21 protein-coding genes and 1 pseudogene are annotated in these 21,172 nt (G+C 70.6%); 14 read left to right on the plus strand and 8 right to left on the minus strand.

Annotated elements, in window-relative coordinates; all coding sequences use genetic code 11:
- The first annotated feature begins 2 nt into the window (after positions 1-2).
- Positions 3-4,907 carry a DNA repair ATPase gene (locus OHA72_RS27385; RefSeq protein ID WP_327010667.1) on the plus strand — a complete coding sequence of 1,635 codons (4,905 nt, stop codon included), beginning with the start codon at positions 3-5 and terminating at the stop codon, positions 4,905-4,907.
- Between the two features lie 920 nt (positions 4,908-5,827).
- Here OHA72_RS27385 and OHA72_RS27390 read toward each other — a convergent pair.
- A pseudogene (locus OHA72_RS27390) lies at positions 5,828-6,529 on the minus strand (alpha/beta fold hydrolase); the annotation flags it as partial.
- Positions 6,530-6,794: 265 nt separating this feature from the next.
- On the opposite strand from OHA72_RS27390, the gene OHA72_RS27395 reads away from it, so the two are divergent.
- From OHA72_RS27395 to OHA72_RS27420, 6 genes are all read left to right on the plus strand, one after another.
- Positions 6,795-8,078: a cation:proton antiporter gene (locus OHA72_RS27395; protein WP_327010668.1), complete on the plus strand. Its 1,284-nt coding sequence runs from the start codon at positions 6,795-6,797 to the stop codon at positions 8,076-8,078.
- Positions 8,079-8,244: 166 nt separating this feature from the next.
- Complete coding sequence (gene nhaA / locus OHA72_RS27400; protein ID WP_327010669.1) at positions 8,245-9,537, plus strand: Na+/H+ antiporter NhaA; 1,293 nt, start codon at positions 8,245-8,247, stop codon at positions 9,535-9,537.
- A 2-nt stretch (positions 9,538-9,539) separates the two neighbouring features.
- Entirely contained in the window at positions 9,540-10,052 is a 513-nt protein-coding gene (locus OHA72_RS27405; RefSeq protein WP_327010670.1) for a hypothetical protein, read from the plus strand.
- A 56-nt stretch (positions 10,053-10,108) separates the two neighbouring features.
- On the plus strand, positions 10,109-10,504 hold the full coding sequence (locus tag OHA72_RS27410) for a hypothetical protein (RefSeq protein ID WP_327010671.1): 396 nt from the start codon (positions 10,109-10,111) through the stop codon (positions 10,502-10,504).
- A gap of 505 nt (positions 10,505-11,009) precedes the next feature.
- Positions 11,010-11,480, plus strand: coding sequence for a CBS domain-containing protein (locus OHA72_RS27415; protein WP_327010672.1), 471 nt, complete (start codon positions 11,010-11,012; stop codon positions 11,478-11,480).
- Positions 11,477-12,772: an ArsB/NhaD family transporter gene (locus OHA72_RS27420; protein ID WP_327010673.1), complete on the plus strand. Its 1,296-nt coding sequence runs from the start codon at positions 11,477-11,479 to the stop codon at positions 12,770-12,772. The genes OHA72_RS27415 and OHA72_RS27420 overlap by 4 nt, the downstream gene beginning before the upstream one ends.
- Here the strand turns inward: OHA72_RS27420 and OHA72_RS27425 are convergent.
- Positions 12,720-13,058 carry a hypothetical protein gene (locus tag OHA72_RS27425; RefSeq protein WP_327010674.1) on the minus strand — a complete coding sequence of 113 codons (339 nt, stop codon included), beginning with the start codon at positions 13,056-13,058 and terminating at the stop codon, positions 12,720-12,722. The genes OHA72_RS27420 and OHA72_RS27425 overlap by 53 nt on opposite strands.
- A gap of 250 nt (positions 13,059-13,308) precedes the next feature.
- On the opposite strand from OHA72_RS27425, the gene OHA72_RS27430 reads away from it, so the two are divergent.
- The 6 genes from OHA72_RS27430 (at position 13,309) to OHA72_RS27455 (ending at position 16,293) form a co-directional block, all read left to right on the plus strand.
- Entirely contained in the window at positions 13,309-13,998 is a 690-nt protein-coding gene (locus OHA72_RS27430; RefSeq protein ID WP_327011672.1) for an IS6 family transposase, read from the plus strand.
- An 89-nt stretch (positions 13,999-14,087) separates the two neighbouring features.
- A complete protein-coding gene (locus OHA72_RS27435) occupies positions 14,088-14,582 on the plus strand; it encodes a rhodanese-like domain-containing protein (protein WP_327010675.1) in 495 nt (164 codons plus the stop codon).
- 1 nt (position 14,583) lies between these two features.
- Complete coding sequence (locus tag OHA72_RS27440; protein WP_327010676.1) at positions 14,584-15,030, plus strand: MerR family transcriptional regulator; 447 nt, start codon at positions 14,584-14,586, stop codon at positions 15,028-15,030.
- A gap of 136 nt (positions 15,031-15,166) precedes the next feature.
- Positions 15,167-15,367 carry a hypothetical protein gene (locus OHA72_RS27445; protein ID WP_327010677.1) on the plus strand — a complete coding sequence of 67 codons (201 nt, stop codon included), beginning with the start codon at positions 15,167-15,169 and terminating at the stop codon, positions 15,365-15,367.
- A 77-nt stretch (positions 15,368-15,444) separates the two neighbouring features.
- Positions 15,445-15,777 (plus strand): YnfA family protein, encoded by a 333-nt coding sequence (locus OHA72_RS27450; RefSeq protein WP_327010678.1) that lies wholly within the window; start codon positions 15,445-15,447, stop codon positions 15,775-15,777.
- A 339-nt stretch (positions 15,778-16,116) separates the two neighbouring features.
- Positions 16,117-16,293 carry a hypothetical protein gene (locus OHA72_RS27455; protein ID WP_327010679.1) on the plus strand — a complete coding sequence of 59 codons (177 nt, stop codon included), beginning with the start codon at positions 16,117-16,119 and terminating at the stop codon, positions 16,291-16,293.
- A 187-nt stretch (positions 16,294-16,480) separates the two neighbouring features.
- On the opposite strand, the gene OHA72_RS27460 is transcribed toward OHA72_RS27455, so the two are convergent.
- Complete coding sequence (locus tag OHA72_RS27460; protein WP_327010680.1) at positions 16,481-16,768, minus strand: hypothetical protein; 288 nt, start codon at positions 16,766-16,768, stop codon at positions 16,481-16,483.
- 316 nt (positions 16,769-17,084) lie between these two features.
- On the minus strand, positions 17,085-18,344 hold the full coding sequence (gene eno / locus OHA72_RS27465; RefSeq protein WP_327010681.1) for a phosphopyruvate hydratase: 1,260 nt from the start codon (positions 18,342-18,344) through the stop codon (positions 17,085-17,087).
- Positions 18,345-18,813: 469 nt separating this feature from the next.
- Here eno and OHA72_RS27470 point away from each other — a divergent pair, with 469 nt between their 5' ends.
- Positions 18,814-19,479, plus strand: a complete 666-nt coding sequence (locus tag OHA72_RS27470; protein WP_327010682.1) for a hypothetical protein — start codon at positions 18,814-18,816, stop codon at positions 19,477-19,479.
- Between the two features lie 21 nt (positions 19,480-19,500).
- Here OHA72_RS27470 and OHA72_RS27475 read toward each other — a convergent pair whose 3' ends face one another.
- From OHA72_RS27475 to OHA72_RS27490, 4 genes are read right to left on the minus strand one after another with little or no spacing between them, the layout of a single operon-like run.
- Positions 19,501-19,914: a TSUP family transporter gene (locus OHA72_RS27475; RefSeq protein WP_327010683.1), complete on the minus strand. Its 414-nt coding sequence runs from the start codon at positions 19,912-19,914 to the stop codon at positions 19,501-19,503.
- Between the two features lie 6 nt (positions 19,915-19,920).
- Entirely contained in the window at positions 19,921-20,283 is a 363-nt protein-coding gene (gene crcB / locus OHA72_RS27480; protein WP_327010684.1) for a fluoride efflux transporter CrcB, read from the minus strand.
- Positions 20,280-20,627, minus strand: a complete 348-nt coding sequence (locus OHA72_RS27485; protein WP_327010685.1) for a DUF190 domain-containing protein — start codon at positions 20,625-20,627, stop codon at positions 20,280-20,282. The genes crcB and OHA72_RS27485 overlap by 4 nt, the downstream gene beginning before the upstream one ends.
- Positions 20,628-20,632: 5 nt before the next feature.
- On the minus strand, positions 20,633-21,115 hold the full coding sequence (locus OHA72_RS27490; protein WP_327010686.1) for a fluoride efflux transporter FluC: 483 nt from the start codon (positions 21,113-21,115) through the stop codon (positions 20,633-20,635).
- Between the last annotated feature and the right edge of the window lie 57 nt (positions 21,116-21,172).

The following is a 21,172-nucleotide window of genomic DNA, read 5'->3' on the forward strand; positions in this document are numbered from 1 at the left end:
CCGTGACACCGCACAACGACATGTCACCGGCCGGCCTGGATGCGGGCACCTACGAGGTCCTCCGCACCCGGCTGGCCGGACAGTCCGCCGAGCTCACCCGGCGTGCCGACGCGCTCAACGCCCGCCGGCTCGAGGTGTTCGGCAACACCGAACTGCGGCTGCTGGGCACCGAACAGATCCGGACCGAGCACAACTGCGTGCCCCGCGACATCGTGTCCGCCGGTGGGCTGATGCTCTTCGGGTACAACGTGTTCATCGGCCTCAAACCGCAGACCACCGTCGACGACGTCTTCTCCCTGCACGGCTTCACCCGCGACGGCGACGGGTTCCGGTTCGACGAGCCGTCCCGCGACGAACTGCCGGAGTTGCTGCGCGACCCGCAGTTCCAGCGCGACTTCAGCGAGCTGTACCGCTACTACCAGCAGACCCGGCTGATGCAGCTGCGCCGCCTCGACGGCCGGCTCCTCGCCGTGTTCCAGACCGGCCCACGCTTCGACGACACCCGGGTGCTGCGCTGGCAGGTCGCCACCGACGGCACGGTCACTTATCTCGACAACCGGGGCGAACGCGACCATACCTTCCCCGCCACCCACGACTTCACCTGGGTGCCGACCACCCGCGAACACCACGTGCTCGGCCGGCACCCGCACATCAGCATCGAGGACCAGGTCTTTGTCGAGACGATCGGCGGCGACCTTACCATCAAGGTGGAGAACAACACCGAGACCGGCAAGGGCATCTACACGGAACCGGTCGACGAGCCGTTGCAGAGCCTCGCCGACGCCGACATCGCCTACGCCCGGGTCGGCGCCCTCATCCTGCTGCGAGTCCTGCCGTACAAGGAAACCGTCACCCGGTACCTGGTGTTCAACACCCGGACCAGAGCCGTCGTGCGTCTCGACGGCATCGGGCAGGCGTGCCGGCGGCTGCCCGAGGACCACGGCATCATCTTCCCCGGCGGATACCACCTGGACACCGGTGCCACCAAGACGTTCGACACCGACGTGTCGGACCTGGAGTTCGAGCGGGTGATCCGCTCCACCAACGGCGAGGACGTGCTGTACGTCTTCCACGCCAGGGAAGAAGGACGGTCGCTGCTCCTGCCGTACAACGTGATCCGCAAGGCAGTCGCCACTCCCATGCCGTGTCACGGCTACTCGCTGTTCGACGACGGCACGCTCGTGGTGTTCCGCGCGTTGTCCGACGTGCCGGCCCGGGTGCACACGATGCAGGTCTGGCAGACGCCGTACTGCTCCGACGCCTACGCCGCGGCCCAACCGGCCGGATCGGGCACGCTGGAGCGCATCGGCAACGCGGATCTCGTGCGCGGGGTGTCCGACTGCCTGTCGGTGGCCCGCATGATCGAGGAGATGACCCCGACCGGTGCCGTGTTCGAGGCGATCATCGCCGCGTGCGTGCGGATCTTCGATCACTACCACTGGCTCGGCGAGCCCGAAGCCGGCGACCTGCGCACGCCGCTCATGCAGCTGCGGGCGGCCGCCGCCGCGGTGCTCGAAGAGCACGAGAAGGTCTGCGTCCTCACCGACCGCGCAGCCGCGGCGCTGCTGGAGGTCGCGGACGGTCTGGCGTCGCTGGTACGCCGTTCCCGTGGCGAGGCCCCCACGAACGCGGATGCCTGGGTGCGCCGGCTCGCCGAGCTGCGGCACGCCCAGGGCCGGCTCGTGACGCTGCGCGAGCTGCGGTACGTCGACACGGAGCGGGTCGACGAACTCGCGAACCTGCTCACCGCCGCACTCGACGCCGCGGCGCACCGGGCCGTCGAATTCCTGCGGCGCGATGACGCGTTCGGCGGCTACCACGCCGAGGTCGAGGGGCTCGCCGGTGACGCCGCCGCCATCACCACCGTCGCCGATGCCGCACCGGTGGCGCAGCGCCTCGCCGGGCAGGCGGACGCCCTACAGGTGGTCGCCGAGGTGGTCGGCTCGCTGGACATCGCCGACACCACGGTGCGTATCGGCATTCTCGAACGGGTCGCCGAGGTGCTCGCCGGCATCAACCGCGCCCGGGCCACCCTTGACGGCCGCCGTCGGGAGCTGCTGGAGCGGGAGGGCCGCGGCGAGTTCGCGGCCGAGGTCGGCCTGCTCGGTCAGTCGATCACCGGCGCGCTCGCCGTCGCCGACAATCCGCAACGCTGCGACGATCAACTCGGCCGGCTCCTGCTGCGCCTGGAGCAGCTCGAGACGAGGTTCGGCGAGTTCGACGAGTTCCTCGCCGACCTCGCTGCGAAGCGCACCGAGGTGTATGAGGCGTTCACCGCCCGCAAGCAGGCGCTGCTGGACGAGCGTTCGCGGCGGGCCGACCGGCTGGTCGACGCCGCCGGACGCATCCTGGACAGCGTCAGCCGGCGGGTCGCGACGTTCGCGTCACTCGAAGCGGTCAACACCTACTTCGCCTCCGACCCGATGGCGACGAAACTGGGCGGCATCGCCGATGACCTCCGGGCGCTCGACGACCAGGTGCGGGCGGAGGAGCTCGAGGGACGGATCAAGGCGGCCCGCATCGAGGCCGGTCGGGCACTGCGTGACCGGCTCGACCTGTTCACCGACGGCGGCGACGCGATCCGGCTTGGCCGGCACAGGTTCGCGGTCAACAGCCAGCCCGTGGATCTCACGCTCGTGCCGCACGACGGTCGGCTGACCTTCGCCATCACCGGGACCGACTACCGCGCCGACGTCCACGACGACGTCATCGAGGCCGCCAGGCCGTTCTGGACGCAGCCGCTGCCGTCGGAGTCGCCCGAGGTGTACCGCGCCGAGCACCTCGCCTCGGCGCTGCTCGCCGAGGTCGACCTGACGGTGTTGCACGAGGCGACGGAGACCGACGGTGGCCTGCTCGAACTGGTCCGCAACGCCGCGGAGCAGCGCTTCGACGAAGGTTACGAGCGCGGCGTGCACGACCACGACGCAGCCCTGATCCTCGCGGCGCTCCTGCGGCTGCACTCCAGCGCCGGACTGCTGCGGTTTTCGCCGGCGGCGCGGGTCGCGGCGCAGCTGTCGTGGTCGCAGGACGCCTCCCTCGTCCGGCGCGCGGGCTCGCTGGCCCGGGCTCGCGCGCGCTTCGGCCGGTCAGCCGCGATCGGCGAGTTCTGTGCAGAACTTGCCACGTCGATTGCCGGCTTCCATGCCGCAAGCGGCCTTGCCCTGCCCGCCGGCGACGCACACCTGGCGGGGGAGTATCTGTTCGAGGAGCTGAGCAGCGCGCCGGACGGGTTCGTCACCAGCGCTGCCGCGGCGGCCGTCCTCGACGCGTTCCGGGCGGCTCTGGGTGGCGCCCTGCGTGACTTCGAGGACGACCTGCGTGCGCTCGGCGACGACCGTGGCACCCTCGCCGCCCGCCTTCAACTGGTCGAGGCCTGGCTGACGTCCTTTGCGGCGGCGACGTCGGTTCCTGCTGCGGATCTGGCCGAAGCCGTGGCGGTGCAGCTGTGCGGCACGCGGCTGCCTCGGTATGCATCCGCAGCGCCGCTCAGCGCCGACGTGCCGGGCCTCCTGGGCAGGCACCCGCGGATCGAGGGCCGGACACTGCGGGTACGCCTCGACGAGCTGCTGGCCCGGACCTGGTCGATGCGTACCGAGCGGATGCCCGCGTTCCGGGCGTACCAGCGGCGGCGTGCGGAACTGGTGACCGCCGAGCGGGAGCGGCTGCGGCTGGGCGAGTACGCACCGAAGGTGATGAGCGGATTCGTCCGCAACCAGCTCGTCGACCAGGTGTATCTGCCGCTGATCGGCGACAACCTCGCCCGCCAGCTGGGCGCGTCGGGCGACGGCAAGCGCAGCGACCAGATGGGGCTGCTGCTGCTCATCTCGCCGCCAGGCTACGGCAAGACGACCCTCATGGAGTACGTGGCCAACCGGCTCGGCCTGGTGTTCGTCAAGGTCAACGGCCCGGCGCTCGGCCACGGTGTGACCTCCTTGGACCCCGTGGACGCACCCAACGCGACGGCGCGTCAGGAGGTCGAGAAGATCTCCTTCGCCCTGGAGATGGGCAACAACGTGCTGCTGTATCTCGACGACATCCAGCACACCTCCCCGGAGCTGCTGCAGCAGTTCATCTCGCTCTGCGACGCCCAGCGCCGCATGGAAGGGGTGTGGAACGGCCGTACCCGCACGTACGACCTGCGGGGCAAACGCTTCGCGATGTGCATGGCCGGCAACCCGTACACCGAGTCGGGGCAGCGCTTCCAGATCCCGGACATGCTCGCCAACCGCGCCGACGTGTGGAACCTCGGCGACGTGCTGTCCGGCCGGGACGAGCTGTTCGCGCTCAGCTACATCGAGAACGCGCTCACGTCCAATCCCGTGCTGGCGCCGCTGTCCACCCGCGCCCCGGGCGACGTCGAGCTGCTGGTGCGGCTCGCCCGCGGCGACGAGCGGGTCCAGACGGACCAACTGGAACACTCCTACGCGCAGGTCGAACTCGACCAGATCCTGGCCGTGCTCCGCAAACTCCTGCACGTCCAACAACTGGTGCTGGCCATCAACCGCGCCTACATGGCATCGGCCGCGCAGGCGGACACCTCGCGTACCGAACCGCCGTTCCGGCTGCAAGGCTCCTACCGCAACATGAACAAGCTCGCCGAACGGATCGTGCCCGTCATGAACGACACCGAACTGGAGACCGCGATCGACGACCACTACGCCGGCGAGGCGCAGACCCTCACCGACGGCGCCGAAGCGAACCTGCTCAAGCTCGCCGAGCTGCGCGGCCGGCAGAGCGCGGACCAGGCCCGCCGCTGGACCGAGGTGAAGGCCGGCCACCTGCGTCGGATGGCCCTGGGAGGAGGCGAGGACGACCCGCTCACCCGAGCAGTCGCAGCAGTCGGCCTGTTGGCCGATCGGGTCGGCGGCGTCGAAGCGGCAATCGACCGCGCCACGACCTCACGATGACGCCTGGCAGCGCCGACACCGGCGCCGCACCGGTGTCGGCCGTGCAGGCGACGACCCGGTCGCGCAGATGAGGGGACGGCGCTGTTCGTTACGCTTGCTTCGTGCAGGGTCGGCTGTTCCCCGTGTCGGAGGATTGGTACGAGTGGCGTCAGACGCCGCCACTCGCTGAGACCGTCTTGGTCCGTGTCTGCGCTGCCGACGGTGGACGGGTGACGTTGGCCGGGTTGCTGATCGATGGTGAACCCTCTGCCGGTCTGCTCCGGGCGATTCCCGTGGGACGGATCGAGGCGGCTGCCAACGCGCAGATCGCGTCGGCCGGACGCGTGACAGTTGCGCATGCCCCCGCGGCGAACCCTAGGCGACGCCCAGTCCAGCCGCCCGTAGCTGACGGGGCTGGTTGGGAAACGATCAATCCCGTCCTGGCCCTGCACCGCACCGTTCCCGCCGGGCACGTCAGGTCGCGAGGACGACCGGACGCCTTCTACCAGAGCGTCGCAGACAGCTACCGGGCTCTCGCCGTAACTTCCGTCCGGCCGGCAGCGGACATCGCCGTCGCTCATGGGGTGCCGGCCAGCACCGCGCACCGTTGGGTGAAGGAAGCTCGACGGCGTGGCCTGCTCCCGCCAGGGCACCCGGGCCGCAGCGGGTAACTGACCGCAACTCTGTGGAGGCCGCTCGGCAACGGGCAGCGAGTCACAGTCCGCTCGTGGAATTGCCTGGCGACGCGACGCCTGGGCATCGGGTGACGGACCGGCGGGGACGGGCGGAGCGGCGCGGAGAAAGGTCTCGACTCGCCCCGCGATGGTCGGCCAGTCGGCGGCGAGCCAGACGAAGTGGCTGTGGGCGCGGCTTTCGATGAGGTTGGCGTGGACGATGGCGGCGGCGAGTGCCTCGGCGTGGACGAACGGGACACCGGCGTCGGTGCGGGAGGCGATCACGAGGGTCGGCTGGCCGATCCGGGCGGTGACGTCGGGCGTGGAGCGCAGGTCGTTGAGGAATCCTCCGCCGGAACGCATCTGTGTGAAGAGGGCGAGCAGGAAATCACGGTCCTGCGCGTGCAATGCGGCGACGACCTCGTCGACCGGCACGGTGGACAGGCTGCGCAGCATGAGTCGAAGACATACGTCGGGTGCCCGGCGCGCCAGCGTATGCACCAATGCCCAGGTCAGGCGTTCGGTCCTGCTATTGAATGCGAGGTGCGTGCCGAGCCGGGTCCAGCGTCCGGGGTAGGGCAGCCATCCGACGGCGCTGATGAGGATCAGACGTTCGATGAGGTCGGTGTGGCGCGCCGCGAGGGTGGCGGCGGTGGGTCCGCCGCCGGAGATGCCGACGGCAGCGGCGACCCGGGTGATGCCCAGATGGGCGCATAACTGGCGGATCACGTGGGCGAACCCTTCGACCGAGGTGCCGGTCGACAGCGGGGTCCGGCCGTAACCGGGCCGTGACGGCACGAGGACCGTGTGCCCGGCGGCGGCGAAGACCTCCTCGCCCAGAGCGAGCCCGGCCCGTACATGCCCGCCGTGGCACAGGATGACGACCGTGTCGCCGCGGCGGTCCAGCCGGTATTCGACCTGCCCCGCCGGCAGGCAGGCCACCGCCGTCGGCCGAACGAGTTCGAGCATCCGCCCGCCTCCAGACAACGGGCCGGGCCCGTTGCCCCTGTTATAGCAGTCCGACGGGCTCGCCACGTCGCCGTTGCCGCCGCCCCCTGGTAGCGGCGCGCCGGCCACGCCCCGGTAGGCATGTCGCCCCCAGACAGTCCGGCAGCAGCCTGTCCATGATCGTCAACGTGGCGGCAGTGCGGTAGAGTGCTGGCCGGTGTGCCGGGAAGTCTGGTCGGCGGTCCCTTGACCACGCCCTCGCCGGGCCCACCGACAGGACACCGCGTTGACGCTACTGCTCGTATTCGCCGCTGTGCTGCTGCTGGCGGTGCTGCTGTCCGCCCTTGCCCACCGCACCGTGCTGTCCACCGCGGTCGTGTTCCTCCTCGCCGGTTTCCTCGTCGGCGACGGCGTCTTCGGAGTCGTGCACGTCACCGCCCAGTCGCCGGTGGTGTCGTCATTGGCCGAACTGGCGTTGTTCGCGGTGCTGTTCACCGACGGCATGCGGGTCGGCTGGGCAGACCTTCGCATCGCGTGGAAGCTGCCAGGCCGGGCCCTGGGTCTCGGGCTGCCGCTCACGCTGCTGGTCACCGCGGTCCTGGCGCATTACGTCGCCGGCCTCGGCTGGGTCGAGTCGCTGCTCATCGGTGCGATCCTCGCCCCGACCGACCCGGTCTTCGCCGCAGCGCTCGTCGGCAACGACAAGGTCCCCGGCCGGCTCCGGCACCTGCTCAACGTCGAGTCCGGCGTCAACGACGGCCTCGCCCTGCCGTTCGTGGTGGTGCTCCTCGCGGTCGTCGCCCACGAGGACGACCTGCACCTGGCAACGATCGGCTGGGAACTGCTGCTCGGCATCGCCATCGGCATCGCCGTGCCGTGGATCGCGATCCGGCTCGAGCGCACCCGCTGGTTCGCCGTCTCGGCGCAGTACGCACCGCTCAACGCCGTCGCGATCGGCCTGCTGGTCCTCGCACTCGGCAAAGCCACACATGGCAACTTGTTCCTGGCAGCGTTCGCCGCCGGGATCACCGTGGCCACCATCGGACACAAGGAACGCGATGCGTTCGAACACTTCGGCGAGCTGATCGCCGAGATTTTCAAACTTGCCGCCCTGCTGGTGTTCGGCGCGCTGCTCACCCCACGGTTCTTCGGCGACATCGGCTGGACCGGCTGGATCTTCGCCATCCTCGCCCTTGTCGTGGCCCGTCCGGTCGCGCTGTGGCTGTCGTTCCTCCGCTCGAAACTCGGCACCCGCGAACAGCTCGCCGCCATGTGGTTCGGACCCAAAGGTTTCGCCTCTGTCGTCTACGGCCTGCTCGTCATCGCCTCCGGCATCCCGGCTGCCGGCAACATCTTCACGCTGGTCGCGCTCACCATCGTGCTCAGCATCGTGCTGCACTCCTCCACCGACATCGTCGTTGCCCGAGGGTTCGACCCGAACCTCATGCCCGCCTGGCAACAACGCCTCGAAAGCCGCGGTCGGCGCATGCTGCGCCTGCCCGGCGCGCACGCTCCGCGGGGACCGTCAACACCACAGCCTGCCGACATCGAGGACCGGCCGGCCGAATAGCGGGCATCCCCTCACCGTCGCTTTGCGTCACGTCGCCAAGCAGGTGTGACCAGCACGCACGTGGCCAGCGGCGGACCGGTCAGGCGGTGCACGTGGCGTAGGGTGGTAGCTGGTGTGCCGGGAAGGCTGGTCGGCGACGTTGCCGTCGACCCCTCCGGAGGTTCCTGTGAGCACCAAATCCCCGCCCGGCCTGTTCGCCCGCGGAAGTTGGACGGAAGCCAGGCGCATCGGCGACGTGCTGCGCACCGAGACGACCGGCGGCGTGTTGCTGCTGGGTGCGGCCGTGCTGGCGCTCGTCTGGGCGAACTCGCCGTGGTCGGGCACGTATCACGACCTGTCGTCGGTGCGGGTCGGTCCGGCCTCGTGGCATCTGGATCTGACGCTGGCCGGGTGGGCGGCCGACGGACTGCTGGCGGTGTTCTTCTTCATCGCCGGCTTGGAACTCAAACGCGAGTTCGTCGCCGGTGACCTCCGCGACCCCAGACGTGCCGCGCTGCCGGTGGCGGCCGCGGTCGGCGGGATGGCGATTCCGGCGGTGGTGTACGTCGCGGTCAACGCCGGCGGCGCACACGGCTCGCTGGCGGGCTGGGCGGTTCCCACCGCTACTGACATAGCGTTCGCGCTTGCGGTGCTCGCGGTGATCAGCACGCATCTGCCGGTGGCGCTGCGGACGTTCCTGCTGGCTCTCGCGGTGGTCGACGACCTCCTCGCCATCGTCGTCATCGCGGTGTTCTACACGGCGTCGCTGTCGCTGGTGCCGTTGCTGATCGCGGTGCTGCCGCTGGCGGCGTTCGGGGTCCTGGTGCAGCGGCGGGTGCGGTCCTGGTGGCTGTTGCTGCCCCTCGCGGCCGCGACGTGGGTGCTGGTGCACGCGTCGGGGGTTCATGCGACGGTCGCCGGTGTGCTGCTGGCGTTCGCGGTGCCGGTGCTTCGCCGCACGGCTGGACCGGGGCCCGGGCTGGCGGAGCACTTCGAGCACCGGTGGCGACCACTGTCCGCGGCGTTCGCTGTGCCGGTGTTCGCGTTCTTCGCCGCCGGGGTGTCGGTGACCGGTGGCGGGACCGCAGCGCTGCGGGACTCGGTGACGATCGGGATCGTTGCTGGTCTGGTCCTGGGCAAGCCGGTCGGGATCATCGCCGCGACGTGGCTGGTGCAGCGGGTCACCAGGGCCCGGCTCGCCGATGGATTGAGCTGGTGGGACGTGTCCGGGCTGGGGTTGCTGGCCGGCGTCGGTTTCACGGTGTCGCTGCTGATCGGCGAGCTGGCGTTCGGGATGGGCAGCGTCCGCGACGGCAATGCCAAGGTGGGCATCCTGCTCGGTTCGGTGATCGCGGCGGTCCTGGCGGCGGTCGTGCTGCGGGTGCGCAACGCGCACTATCGGCGGCTGTGCGCAGAGGAGTCGGTGGACGCCGACGCCGACGGCGTACCCGATGTGTACCAGCGGCGAGGCGGTGTGTAACCATGCCGGGCCGACGGCTGCGGGACTGGCGGCAGTTGCCGTATGCCGGGCGTGCGGCGACGGTTGGCCTGCCGGTGGTGATGTGGGACCTTGGTGCGCAGGTGTTGCTGGACGAGGCCGCCGATTCTCACGGTCCGCTGTGGCTGGTGTACGGCGACTGTCTCGGCCGGGGTCATCCCATGCTGGACACGGCGATGGTGTTGTGCCTCACGGATGCCGTGCGCATTCCGGATGACGGACTGCTGCAGGTACAGGGGGTGATGACCTCCGGCCGTCGGGCGCTGCAGGTCGAGGCATCGGACGCTGCACCGGCGATCGTGGCGGTGCTGCTCGCGATCCGCGCTCGTACCGGGTTGATACCGCATCTGTCGTGTGCATGGCGAGGCCGACATCCCGTCCTCGAGCTGACCGACGCCATCTTGGGTCTCCGGTCCGGTTCCGCGCAGCGGATACGATGGCTGGTGCGCCGGGTCGAACCCGACCGCGCCCGCCGGCCCACCGTGCACGTCTGGTAGAGCCCAGACGTGCCGGTTTACGCATGCCCCCGCGTGTCCTGGCTGCCGTGCCGTCAATGCCGCTGAGCGAAGGGAAACTACCGATGCCCGGGCTCCACCAGCCCACATGGTTGTGGTGGGGGCTGCACGCGTCCTACGGCGGTTACCTGCTCGTGACGGTCGCTGTCGTCGATGGCACGATCCTGGCCCCCGATCATGTGGTCGTGCAGATGCTGACCATGGCCGTAACTGTCGGAGTATGCGCCGCACGGATAGCCGACCCTCGAGAGGTCGTCGCAGTTTCCCTGGCCGGACTGGTCGTGACGGCGGCGCTGCTGGTCACCCGGGATGCGGTGACCGGTGGAGCGGTCATCGGGTGGCTGGTACCGGTGGGTTTCAGCGCGCTGCTCGGCCGTGGCCAGCGGTGGATGCGGGATCCCGACCCCGAGACCTGTGACCCTTGGCCCCCGTGACACGGCAACGGCGTATCCAAGACAGTGTTGTCGCCGCGGTCGGGACACCCCATGCAGCGGCTGGCTGCAGCACCGTGGCAATGCCCGCGGCCGCGACGGCCAGAGCCAACACGCGCACGAACCGCATTGGGGTCCTCCATTCGTCGGGTGCCCCTGAGGATGCGGTCCGGGCGCTGCAGGCCGGGTCGAGGATGGGTGCGGTCGGGTTGCGCCAACCGCCGCCCTCGGTCGCCGACGGCCGTGCCATCGGCGCGGGTCCGCTGGGCGGCGGTGTTCGAGGTTCGCGGACCTTCGTCCGGGCGTCACCGGCCTTCAGATTCCGGAAAACGCCTCGGACGCATCCTGCGCCGCCGCGACGAGCACCGACCCGGCGCGGGGCTGTCCGCAGCCGGACTGCCGGCTGTGAACGACCGGCAGAATAGGGGCGCCGCGTTCCTTCCCGGATGCGGGTGCGCTACGTTGATCAGCAGGTGTGCCGGGAAGTCTGGTCGGCGACAGCTTCGCCATGACCAACTTGAGGAGCCGCACCGTGCGCGCCGGAGATCTCGCAGCGCCCTACCCCACTGTCCAGCTCGACACACCGGCGATCGAGGCCGCCCGTCTCCTCGCCGGGCAGGACCTTCCGGGACTCATCGTCCTGGACGCCAAGGGCTACCCGTTCACCGTCCTGGCCGGCACCCAGGTGCTGCGGATGGCGATCCCGCAGTACTGCCAGGACGACCCCGCCCTCGCCCGGGTCATCGACGAACAGGCCGCCGACCTGTTCCTGCGCGAACTCGGGGACCGGACCGTCGCGCAGACCCTGCCCGGCCACAACCGCGACCTCGCCGTCGTCGCCTCCGACGCCACGGCGCTGGAGATGGCGGCGCTGATGGCCCGTACCGGTGTCCCGCTCGTCGCCGTCGTCGACAAGCTCAAGACCCTGGTCGGTGCGGTCACCCTCGACGCGCTGCTGGATCGGCTGCTCGCCGAATGACCGCGACCGCCTGGATCGCGGTGGCCGTGTTCACAGTCGCGTACGTCCTGATCGCCACCGAGAAGATCCACCGGGTCGCAGCCGCGCTCGGCGGTGCCGTCGTCATGCTCCTCATCGGCGTCACCGACGCCCACCACGCGTTCTTCGCCGAAGACACCGGCATCGACTGGAACGTCATCTTCCTGCTGCTGGGCATGATGCTCATCGTCGCGGTCCTCAAACGCACCGGCGCGTTCGAGTACCTCGCGATCTGGGCCGTCAAACGCGCCAAGGGCCGGCCGTTCCGGGTCATGACGATCCTGGTCCTTGTCACCGCCGTCGCATCAGCGATGCTCGACAACGTCACCACGGTGCTGCTCATCGCGCCCGTCACGTTCCTGGTCTGCGACCGCCTCGCCGTACCGGTCGCGCCGTTCCTCATCGCCGAGGCCCTCGCCAGCAACATCGGCGGCACCTCCACCCTCGTCGGCGACCCACCGAACATCATCATCGGCAGCCGCGGCGGGCTCACATACAACGACTTCCTTGTGCACCTCACCCCGATCGTCGTGCTGCTCATCGTGGTATTCGTCGGGCTGAGCCGCATCCTGTTCCGTCGAGCGTTCCGCACCGACCCCGAGCGGGTCGCGACGGTCATGACACTTCGGGAACGTGACGCCATCCGCGACCCGCGGCTGCTCGCCCTCAGCGGCGCCGTCCTGGCACTGGTGACCGTTGCGTTCGCCCTGCACAGCGTCGTGGACCTGGAGCCGTCCGTGGTCGCACTCATCGGCGGTCTCGCGCTGCTGGCCTTCTCCCGCCTCGACGCCACCGAGGTCGCCAAGGACGTCGAATGGCCCACCCTGGCGTTCTTCGCCGGGCTGTTCGTCATGATCGGCGGCCTTGTCCAGACCGGCGTCATCGGCACCTTGTCCAAGGCCCTCGCCGACGCGGTCGAGGGCAAACTGCTCCTGGCCTCCATGGTCCTGCTGTGGGGCTCCGCCGCCCTGTCCGCGATCGTCGACAACATCCCCTACGTCGCCACGATGAGCCCGATCGTCGCCGACCTCGTCCATGCCGACGGCAACACCAGCCAGTCCCACGTCCTGTGGTGGGCCCTCGCCCTCGGCGCCGACCTCGGCGGCAACGCCACCGCCGTCGGCGCGTCGGCCAATGTCGTCATCCTCGGCCTCGCCGAACGCGCCGGCAAACCCATCAGCTTCTGGGAATTCACCAAATACGGGCTCATCGTCGCCGCCGTCACCGTCGCCGTCTGCGTGCCCTACCTCTGGCTGCGGTACTTCGTATTCTGATGTGTCGCGCGGCAGGGCGGCCGGTCGGGGCAGGGGTCAGCACCCCGAAGAGCAGCAGCACGGCGCCGGGCAGCAGCGCCACGCTGGGGAACCGCACCGTGCACAGCCAGGCACCGCATAGCAGGGTCGCGAAGGCGCCGACCTGCACGACGACGGCGACACCTGTGGTGGCGGCCCGGCGCAGACGGCTCGGCGCAGGTCCGGCACGAACCTGCCGGCGGGCCCGCCGCTGCAGCCGCACGTCGAGCCATCGCCAGCCGATGATGCCGTCTGCGTTGTCCGTCACGCATAAAGTATGTGCCGAAGCCGTTCACCAGCGCCGTCCCTGGCCCGCGATCGCGGTGCACGTCGATGCGCCTGGCATCGCGGTGCCGGGTGGCGGCGGTCATGGCCGGCCATAGCGATAGTTCAATATGACTCCGCTGGCGCGGCCGCTGACCTTCCTGGAGACGCGCCCTCGCGGCTCCGTTGCGTTGAGCGTTGCCCTGGTCGGGCACTCTTGAGTCGTGAATGTCTCCAACCGCTGGCGTCTGACTCTGCCGACACGGTCGGCGTTCTCCGGGTTCCGGTTCCCGCCGGACGTGATCGTGGTCGCGGTCCGGCTGTACCTGCGGTACAACCTGTCTTACCGCGACGTTGAGGAGTTGTTGATCGAGCGTGGTGTCGAGGTCGATCACGTCTCCGTCTTCCGGTGGGTGCAACGCTTCACGCCGCTGCTCGCCGATGCGGCCCGGTGGTGCCGGCATGCACCTGGTGACAGGTGGTTCGTCGACGAGACCTATGTGAAGGTCGGCGGTGTCTGGCGGTACGTGTACCGGGCTGTGGACCAGCACGGCCAGGTCATCGACGTGCTTGTCTCCGCCCGCCGCGACGCTGCTGCGGCACGCCGGTTCTTAAGCCGGGCGATGACCGTGTTGAAGGTGCGACCCACCGAGGTGATCACCGACGCGGCGCCGGTGTACCCGGCGGTCCTGGACGAGGTGGTCCCGTCGGCGCGGCATCACGTTGAACGCCACGCCAACAACCGGGTCGAGGCCGACCATAGTCAGCTCAAACAGCGACTCAGACCGATGCGTGGTCTACGCACCGAACGGACTGCACAGACGATCATCGGCGGGCATGCCTTCATGCAGAACCTGCGCCGCGGACACTACGAGCTCGGACTCGACGCCCCGCGGGGGCTCCGCGTCGCCGCGGCGTTTACCGAACTCGCCACCGTCATCTGAAGACCGGCCGGCACTCGCTTCAACGCGTCCTCCGATCGGCCAGCGCAACAGCGCCCTTCAGCTTCACCCTCACCGCCAGCGGCGCCGGGGTGCGGCTCGAGGTTCGCGCCCCCCGGGAGGCGGCCGAGGTCCTCACCGCCGTCTTCGGCCACGCCGAACCGGCAACCGTCCCGGCCGGCGAACTGGCACCGGCGCAGCTGGCCGCAGCGGCAACCCAAGCGGCGCCGGTGGCTCCGGCGCCGGTGCAGCGCATTGACCGTGACGGGCTTCGGGCGCTGCGCGATGGCGGCGGGGTCGTGCTGGTGGAGGCGTTGCCGCAGGCGCAGTACGACGCCGAGCACCTCCCCGGCGCCGTCAACGTGCCAGGCGACCTCACCGCCGACGCCGCCGCCCGCCTCGTTCCGGACACCGGCACCACCGTGGTCGTGTACTGCTCCGGATCCGGCTGCACCCGCTCGAAGACGACCGCGGCGGCGTTCGCTCGCCTCGGCTACACCGATGTGCACGTCTACCCCGGCGGGAAAGCCGACTGGGCCGAGGCCGGGCTGCCGTTCGAAGGTGCCCGCGCCACTGTGACGGCCTGACATGCACGACCCACACCGCTCCACCCGGGGTCTGCGGACCGGGCAGGCCGCCGAACAGGCCGGCGTCAACATCCAGACCCTGCGCTACTACGAACGCCGCGGCCTGCTCGCCGAACCCGACCGCAGCCCCGGCGGGCACCGCACCTATCCCGCCGACACCGTCGCCCTGCTCACCGTCATCAAAGCCGCCCAACGGCTCGGGTTCACCCTCGACGAGGTCGCCGACCTCCTCGACACCGGCCGCCGCCTCCATCCCACCGCCGACCTGCGGCACCGCGCCCGCACCAAACTCACCGAGATCGACCACAAGATCGCCCACCTGCAGGCGATCCGCGAAACCCTCACCCAGGTCGTCGCAGCCGAATGCGACAGCCTCACCAACTGCACCTGCCCAGCCTGCCCACTGCCGTACACCACGCTCACCGACCCGAACGGAGCCACCACATAACGCTGCAGAGCAACCACCGCACCGACCTGCCGATCACCCCGGCGAACGGCCACGTGCACAGCACCCCGACCGTCGACAACGCACCACCCACCCGCAGCAAGGTCGCCGGCATCCTCGCCGGCGTCGCCTGCGCCGCGTGCTGCGCGATCCCGCTGCTCATCGCCGCCGGGGTCCTCACCGGCACCGCGCCGCGATCATGGAGAAGACCCTGTACGCCGTCGCCGCGGGCTTCGTCGTCGTGGCTTTGGGCATGTGGTGGCTGCACCGCCGCAACTCCGCCCGCAAAGCCGCCGCCGCGGGCACCGGCGGCTGCGGCAGCGGCAACTGCGGCTGCTGACCCGGCCGGGGGTGGGTCCGCCAAGAGCGGCGGACCCGCCGGACCCCGCCCGGGAACGCTCTGCTGCGATACCCCTCATGACGATCATCCGTTCCGTCCTGCTGTTTGTACTCGCCGCCGTCGCCGAGATAGGCGGGGCCTGGCTCATCTGGCAGGGCGTCCGCGAGCACAAGGGTCTGCTGTGGGTCGGCGCCGGCATCGCCGCACTCGGCGCCTACGGGTTCGTCGCCACCCTCCAACCGGATGCGAACTTCGGCCGCATCCTCGCCGCCTACGGCGGGGTGTTCGTCGCCGGATCGCTGGGCTGGGCCATGGCCTTCGACAAGTTCCGGCCCGACCGCTACGACATCGCCGGCGCCGTCATCTGCCTCATCGGCGTCGCCGTCATCATGTACGCCCCACGCACCTGAACCCACCGCCACCCACGAGACCCGGTCGTGGCGGCGGCGGTGATACCCGCATACCGCCCACACCGGAAGAGGACCCAGTGACCGTCACCGAAACGCGCACCCGCCACAGAACGCGCACCCGCACTCAGCGCACTGCTGCTCACCGCCTCGACCGCGCTCTTCGCGATCGGCGCCCTCTGGGAACACCGCACCGGCACCGGCGGCGAACAAGCCGAACACGCCACCGGAGAAGCCGGCGAGCAGTCCTTCCTGGAACTCCTCGAATCACCCGCGGCCGTTGTCGCCGCGATCATCGTCGGGCTGCTGCTCGCCGTCGTCGTCTGGCGCCGGCCGGGCATCGTGTCGCTCCTGGCCGTCGCGGCCTTCTCCATCGGCGCCGCTGTCTTCGACGCCCTCGAAACGGCGCACCATCTCGACGACGGCCACACCACACTGACCGCCCTCGCCGCCCTGGTCACCATCACCCGTCTCGGCGCCGCCGGCACCGCACTGACCGCCCTCGCCAAACGCTGCTGACGCTGGGGATGCTGGATTGGGCCTGCGGCGGGCGTGGTCACGGCGCCAGCGTGCGGGCCAGCCACACCGCGACCCGGCACCGACAGCAGGTACATCACCAGGCTGTAGGCCGTCACCGTCACCGTCACCGGCGCCCCGGCGGGTGCGGCGTCGAACAACGCCAGGGTCAGGTTCCGCACCGCGGTCATCATCGCCACCGCCCGCCGCGCCGCGTGATGACCCCATATCGGCACCGCCACGGTCGCCAGGCAGACGCCACCAGCAGCGCCGCCACCGCGAGCGGCGCGCAACCGAGTTCCGGCAGCCGCCGGCCGGCCGTGACGGCGAAGTAGACGACCAGGGCGGCCAGCACCACGTCGGCGACACGGCGGGCGAGCCGATGTGCCCGCTGCGCGGTGACCGGCCGCCGGTGCCGCGACCACATCCCGACCGCCAACGGCACCTCCTGACCGACGAACCCGCCACCGACCAGCAACACACCACCCCGACGTCGTATCCGGCCACGGCCGCCCACACCGGCACGGCGACCAGCCCGACCGGCGCCAGCCCGCCCTGCAACCCGGCACTGAAGGTCACCTCGCCGCGGGCGTGCAGCGTCAGCAGCGCACCCGTTCCGCCGCCGGGCGCCACGGCGGCCACGACGATCCCCGAGCGTCGCCGCAACCAGCAGACCCGCCGCAGTGCACGCGGCGACAGCGAGGCCGGGCACCACCGCCGCGTTGAGCACGACGATCAGCAAACAGCGCGTGGATCGCGATCGCGTTGTGTGCTGCCCGCGGCGCCGTGGGTGGCTACGCCGGGCCGTAGGGCAGGCGGTGGTGGGCTTCGATCTCCATGAGTCGGTTGTACTTGGCGACGCGTTCACCTCGGGCAGGTGCGCCGGTCTTGAGCTGGCCGCAGCCGGTGCCTGTGGCGAGGTCGGCGATGAAGGTGTCTTCGGTTTCGCCGGAGCGGTGGGAGACCATCTGGGTCCAGCCGGCCTGTCGGCAGAGCCGCATGGCGTCGAGGGTCTCGGTGACGGTGCCGATCTGGTTGAGTTTGATCAGCGCCGAGTTGGCGATCTTGCGGTCGATGGCTTCGGCGATGATGGCCGGGTTGGTGACGAGGATGTCGTCGCCGACGAGTTGCACCTGGTGGCCGAGGTGCTGGTTGAGGCGGGCCCAGCCGTCCCAGTCGGATTCGGCGAGGCCGTCCTCGATGCTCCAGACCGGGAACCGGGTGATCATCTCGTCGTATCGGGTGATCATGTCGTCGGTGGTGAGGGTTTGTCCCGCCACGTGGTAGTGCCCGTCGCGGTGGAATTCGCTGGCGGCCGGGTCCAGGGCGATCGCGATGCCGTCGCGGCCGGGGGTGTATCCGGCGTCGGTGATCGCGGCGACGAGTTCGGCCAGGACGTCTTCGGGGGCGGTGATGTCGGGCGCGAAGCCGCCTTCGTCGCCCAGGCCGGTGGCGTGCCCGGCGGCGCCGAGGCGGCGGCGTAGGGCGGCGTAGATCTCGGCGCCGGCGCGGACGGCTTCGGCGAGACCGGGTGCCCCGATCGGCGCGATCATGAACTCCTGGAAGTCCAGGGTGTTGGGGGCGTGGACGCCACCGTTGACCACGTTGAAGTGCGGCACCGGCAGCCGTGGCTGCACTCCGGCCGGGGTGAGGTACCGCCACAGCGGCAGCCTGGCCGCGGTGGCGAAGACGCGGGCGGCGGCCATGGACACCCCGACGATGGCGTTGGCGCCGAGGCGGGACTTGGTGGCGGTGCCGTCCAGGTCGATCAGGACCCGGTCGACGTCGGTCAGGTCGGTGAAGGTGTGGCCGGCGAGCGCCTGGTTGATTTCGTCGTTGACGTGTCCGACCGCGCCTAGGACGCCGTTGCCGCCGTACCGGGTCGGGTCGCCGTCACGCAGTTCGACCGCTTCACGGGTGCCGGTGGAGGCGCCGGACGGTACACCGGCCCGTACCGTCGAACCGTCGGCCGTGGTCAGTGTCACGGCCAGGGTGGGTCGGGAGCGTGAGTCCAGGATCTCGACCGCGCGTACCGACGTGATCTGCAGTTCCATGCTGTGCTCCTCGATCGGGTCAGCGGACACTGGTCCTTGCTCACGCTGCCATCGCGGGGCGTGCAGCGCCCGGGTCTTTCGGCACCACCTCACCCGGCAACCTGCCCGGCCGCTGTGTCCGGACGGCGCCGCAGATCTGGCGAGATCGACCCGGTGGGTCGCACCGCGACCGCCGCCCGGCACCCGTACCGACTGCCTTGGTCTTGCCGTCGAGTACATCGTGCCGTCGGCAACGTCGTCCGGGGTCGCGGGCGTGGGTGTGACCGCGCCGCCCGGCTGACCGGCGAGCTCCGATCTGTCCTGTCGGTGCCGGCCGGCGGGCGCGCAGGTCCCGGCCGGGGTGGACACTGAAGGCATGGAGACGCTCTCGCGCGCAGGTCGGCGGCGGGGATGGTCGACGGCCCATACCTGCGACGCACGGGTGCTGCGGCGGGGGTCGCACGGGCATCCGTCGCGGGGGGCGTGCCTGGTGGAGGTGACCGCCGCCCTGGCCGGGGGCCGGTGGACCGATCACCCCGACGCCGTTGATCCGATGCTTGCCGCGGTGGCGCGGGCGGTCAACGACGCCAGCAGCGACGCTGGCCGCAATGCGCTGCTGCCGATCGCGCCCTGGCTGGTCATCCACCCGCGGGCCGGGGCACAGGCGACCGCGGCGGCAGTCGTCGCCCTGGCCGGGCGGACCACGCTCGGCGCGGCCACCGGCAGGCACGCCGACCGGCTGGCCCGCGAGTTGGCCGCCGTGTCGGCACCGCCGGGGCAGCGGCAACGGTCCGGGTGGCAGCGGCACCGCCGGCACCGCCGCGCCGTGCGCGTGATGCGCCGCGCGGTCGCGCTGCTCGGCCGGCAGGGCGACGGGGACGGGTTGCTCCGCGCCTTGCTGGTCGAGGCGGTCAACGCCGTCCGCCTGCTCGACGCGCTGCCGCCGGTACCGCTGAGCGCACTGCGACCGGTCGACGTCGCCACCCTGCCGATCCGGGTCCAGATCCACACCCCGGACGGTTCCGAGTCGATGCACTACCACGTCGCCGTCGTGCTCGATCGGTGGCCTGTACCCCTGGTGCAGGCGTGGACCGCCCGGACCGCGGAGCTGCGCGGTAGCGGCGGTGACGTCACCCAGCCGGCTGCAGCCGGGTGAACTACGGCCCGGCGGTGTGCGCTACGTACCGACGAGGAGGAGCGCTGCCGCCGCCACCAGACTCGCCTCGACGAACAGGATGAACCACCGGTCGCTGACCTGCCCGAGCGTCTTCTGCCCAGCCACGCCCCGCCCACGGCCGCCGGGGTCAGCGCGGCGCCGAGGAGTAGCAGCCGCGCGGTTGAGCAGTGCACCCACGCCGTAGGCGGCGAGTTTGCTGACGTGTACGACCAGCGCGCACGCGGCTTCAGTGCCGATGTAGGCGCCGCTGGTCAGCCCGGCGGCGAGGAAGAGCGGGGCGGTCAGCGGCCCGACCGACCCGAGGAACGCCGACCCCAACCCGGACGTCGCACCGATGACGGTGAACGCCCGCGACCGTGGTGGGCGCGGATTCGGACGCCGCGAGGGACGCGGCCGTGAGGACCACGGCTGCATCGCTGGTCAGCTGGTGCATGCCTGAGCGATGAGCAGCCCACAGTAGGCGGCGCCGAGGCCGGCGACGATGCTGGCGGCGATGTTCGCCGCAGCGTAGAACCGTGCCCCATCCTGCGCCAGGCGCAGCGTCTCGTAGCTGAACGTCGAATACGTCGTCAGCGCCCCGCAGAACCCGGTCCCGACCAGCGCTGCCACCGCATGCCCGGCCGGGAGTCCGGTCAGGAACCCCAGCAGCAGCGACCCGACCACGTTGACGCTCAACGTGCCCCACGGGAACACCGAGTCGTGCCGGGCCTGGATCGCCCGGTCGGTCAGGTACCGCAACGGTGCGCCGACCGCCGCGCCCAACGCCACCAGCAGCACCGTCACCGCGGCTCCTTCGCCCGCCCGACGTAGCGGATGACCTCAACCGGGTCGACGATGACGAGTCCCTGCCCGATCAGTTCCTCCAGCTGCGGCAGGAACCCCCGGATCCGCTCCTCGGCGTCCACGATGACGATCACGACCGGCAGGTCCTCCGACAGCGACAGCAGCCGGGTGGTGTGGACCCGGTTCGACGCCCCGTAGCCCTCGACCCCGCGCAGCACCGTCGCACCCGCCAACCCGGCGGCATGCGCCCGGTGCACGATCTCGGTGTACAACGGCTTGTGCCGCCACAGGTCCGACTCACCGATGAAGATCGTCAACCGCAACGCCGCACCGTTCAGTTCCATCGCGTTCACCCGTCCTGTCCCGGCCGCCGGGCCCGTACCGCCCACGCGGTGACCGTGGTACCGGCCCAGACCGCCGCGACGGCCCCGAGGAGCGTGGCCCCCAGATACAGCAGCGCCACCCCCGCGGCGCCGTGACCGGCGGCCTGCTGCACATCGACGACCGACGTCGAGAACGTCGTGTACCCGCCCAGCACCCCGACCCCGAGGAACGGGCGCAGCAGCCGGCGCCCGACCCACACCTCGGAGATCAACACCATCAGCACCCCGATGAACAGGCAACCCGACACGTTGACCAACCAGGTCGACCAGGCGAACCCAGCCGCATCGTGCGGCCACGCCACCGACATCGCATACCGGGCCAACGCCCCGACCACACCACCGGCGGAGATCGCCGCGATGACCGGAACCGCACTGGGTCGCAACTCCAGCCGCTCCGCAGGAACGTGCAGATCGACATCGGCGTCGAGCGACGATCCGGGATCTGCCATCCAGCCCTCCTACCAGCATGAGACAGCGCACTGGCAGGGACCGTTGGCGGCCAGACG

It is taken from the genome of Dactylosporangium sp. NBC_01737 (genome assembly GCF_035963215.1).
Lineage (GTDB): Bacteria > Actinomycetota > Actinomycetes > Mycobacteriales > Micromonosporaceae > Dactylosporangium.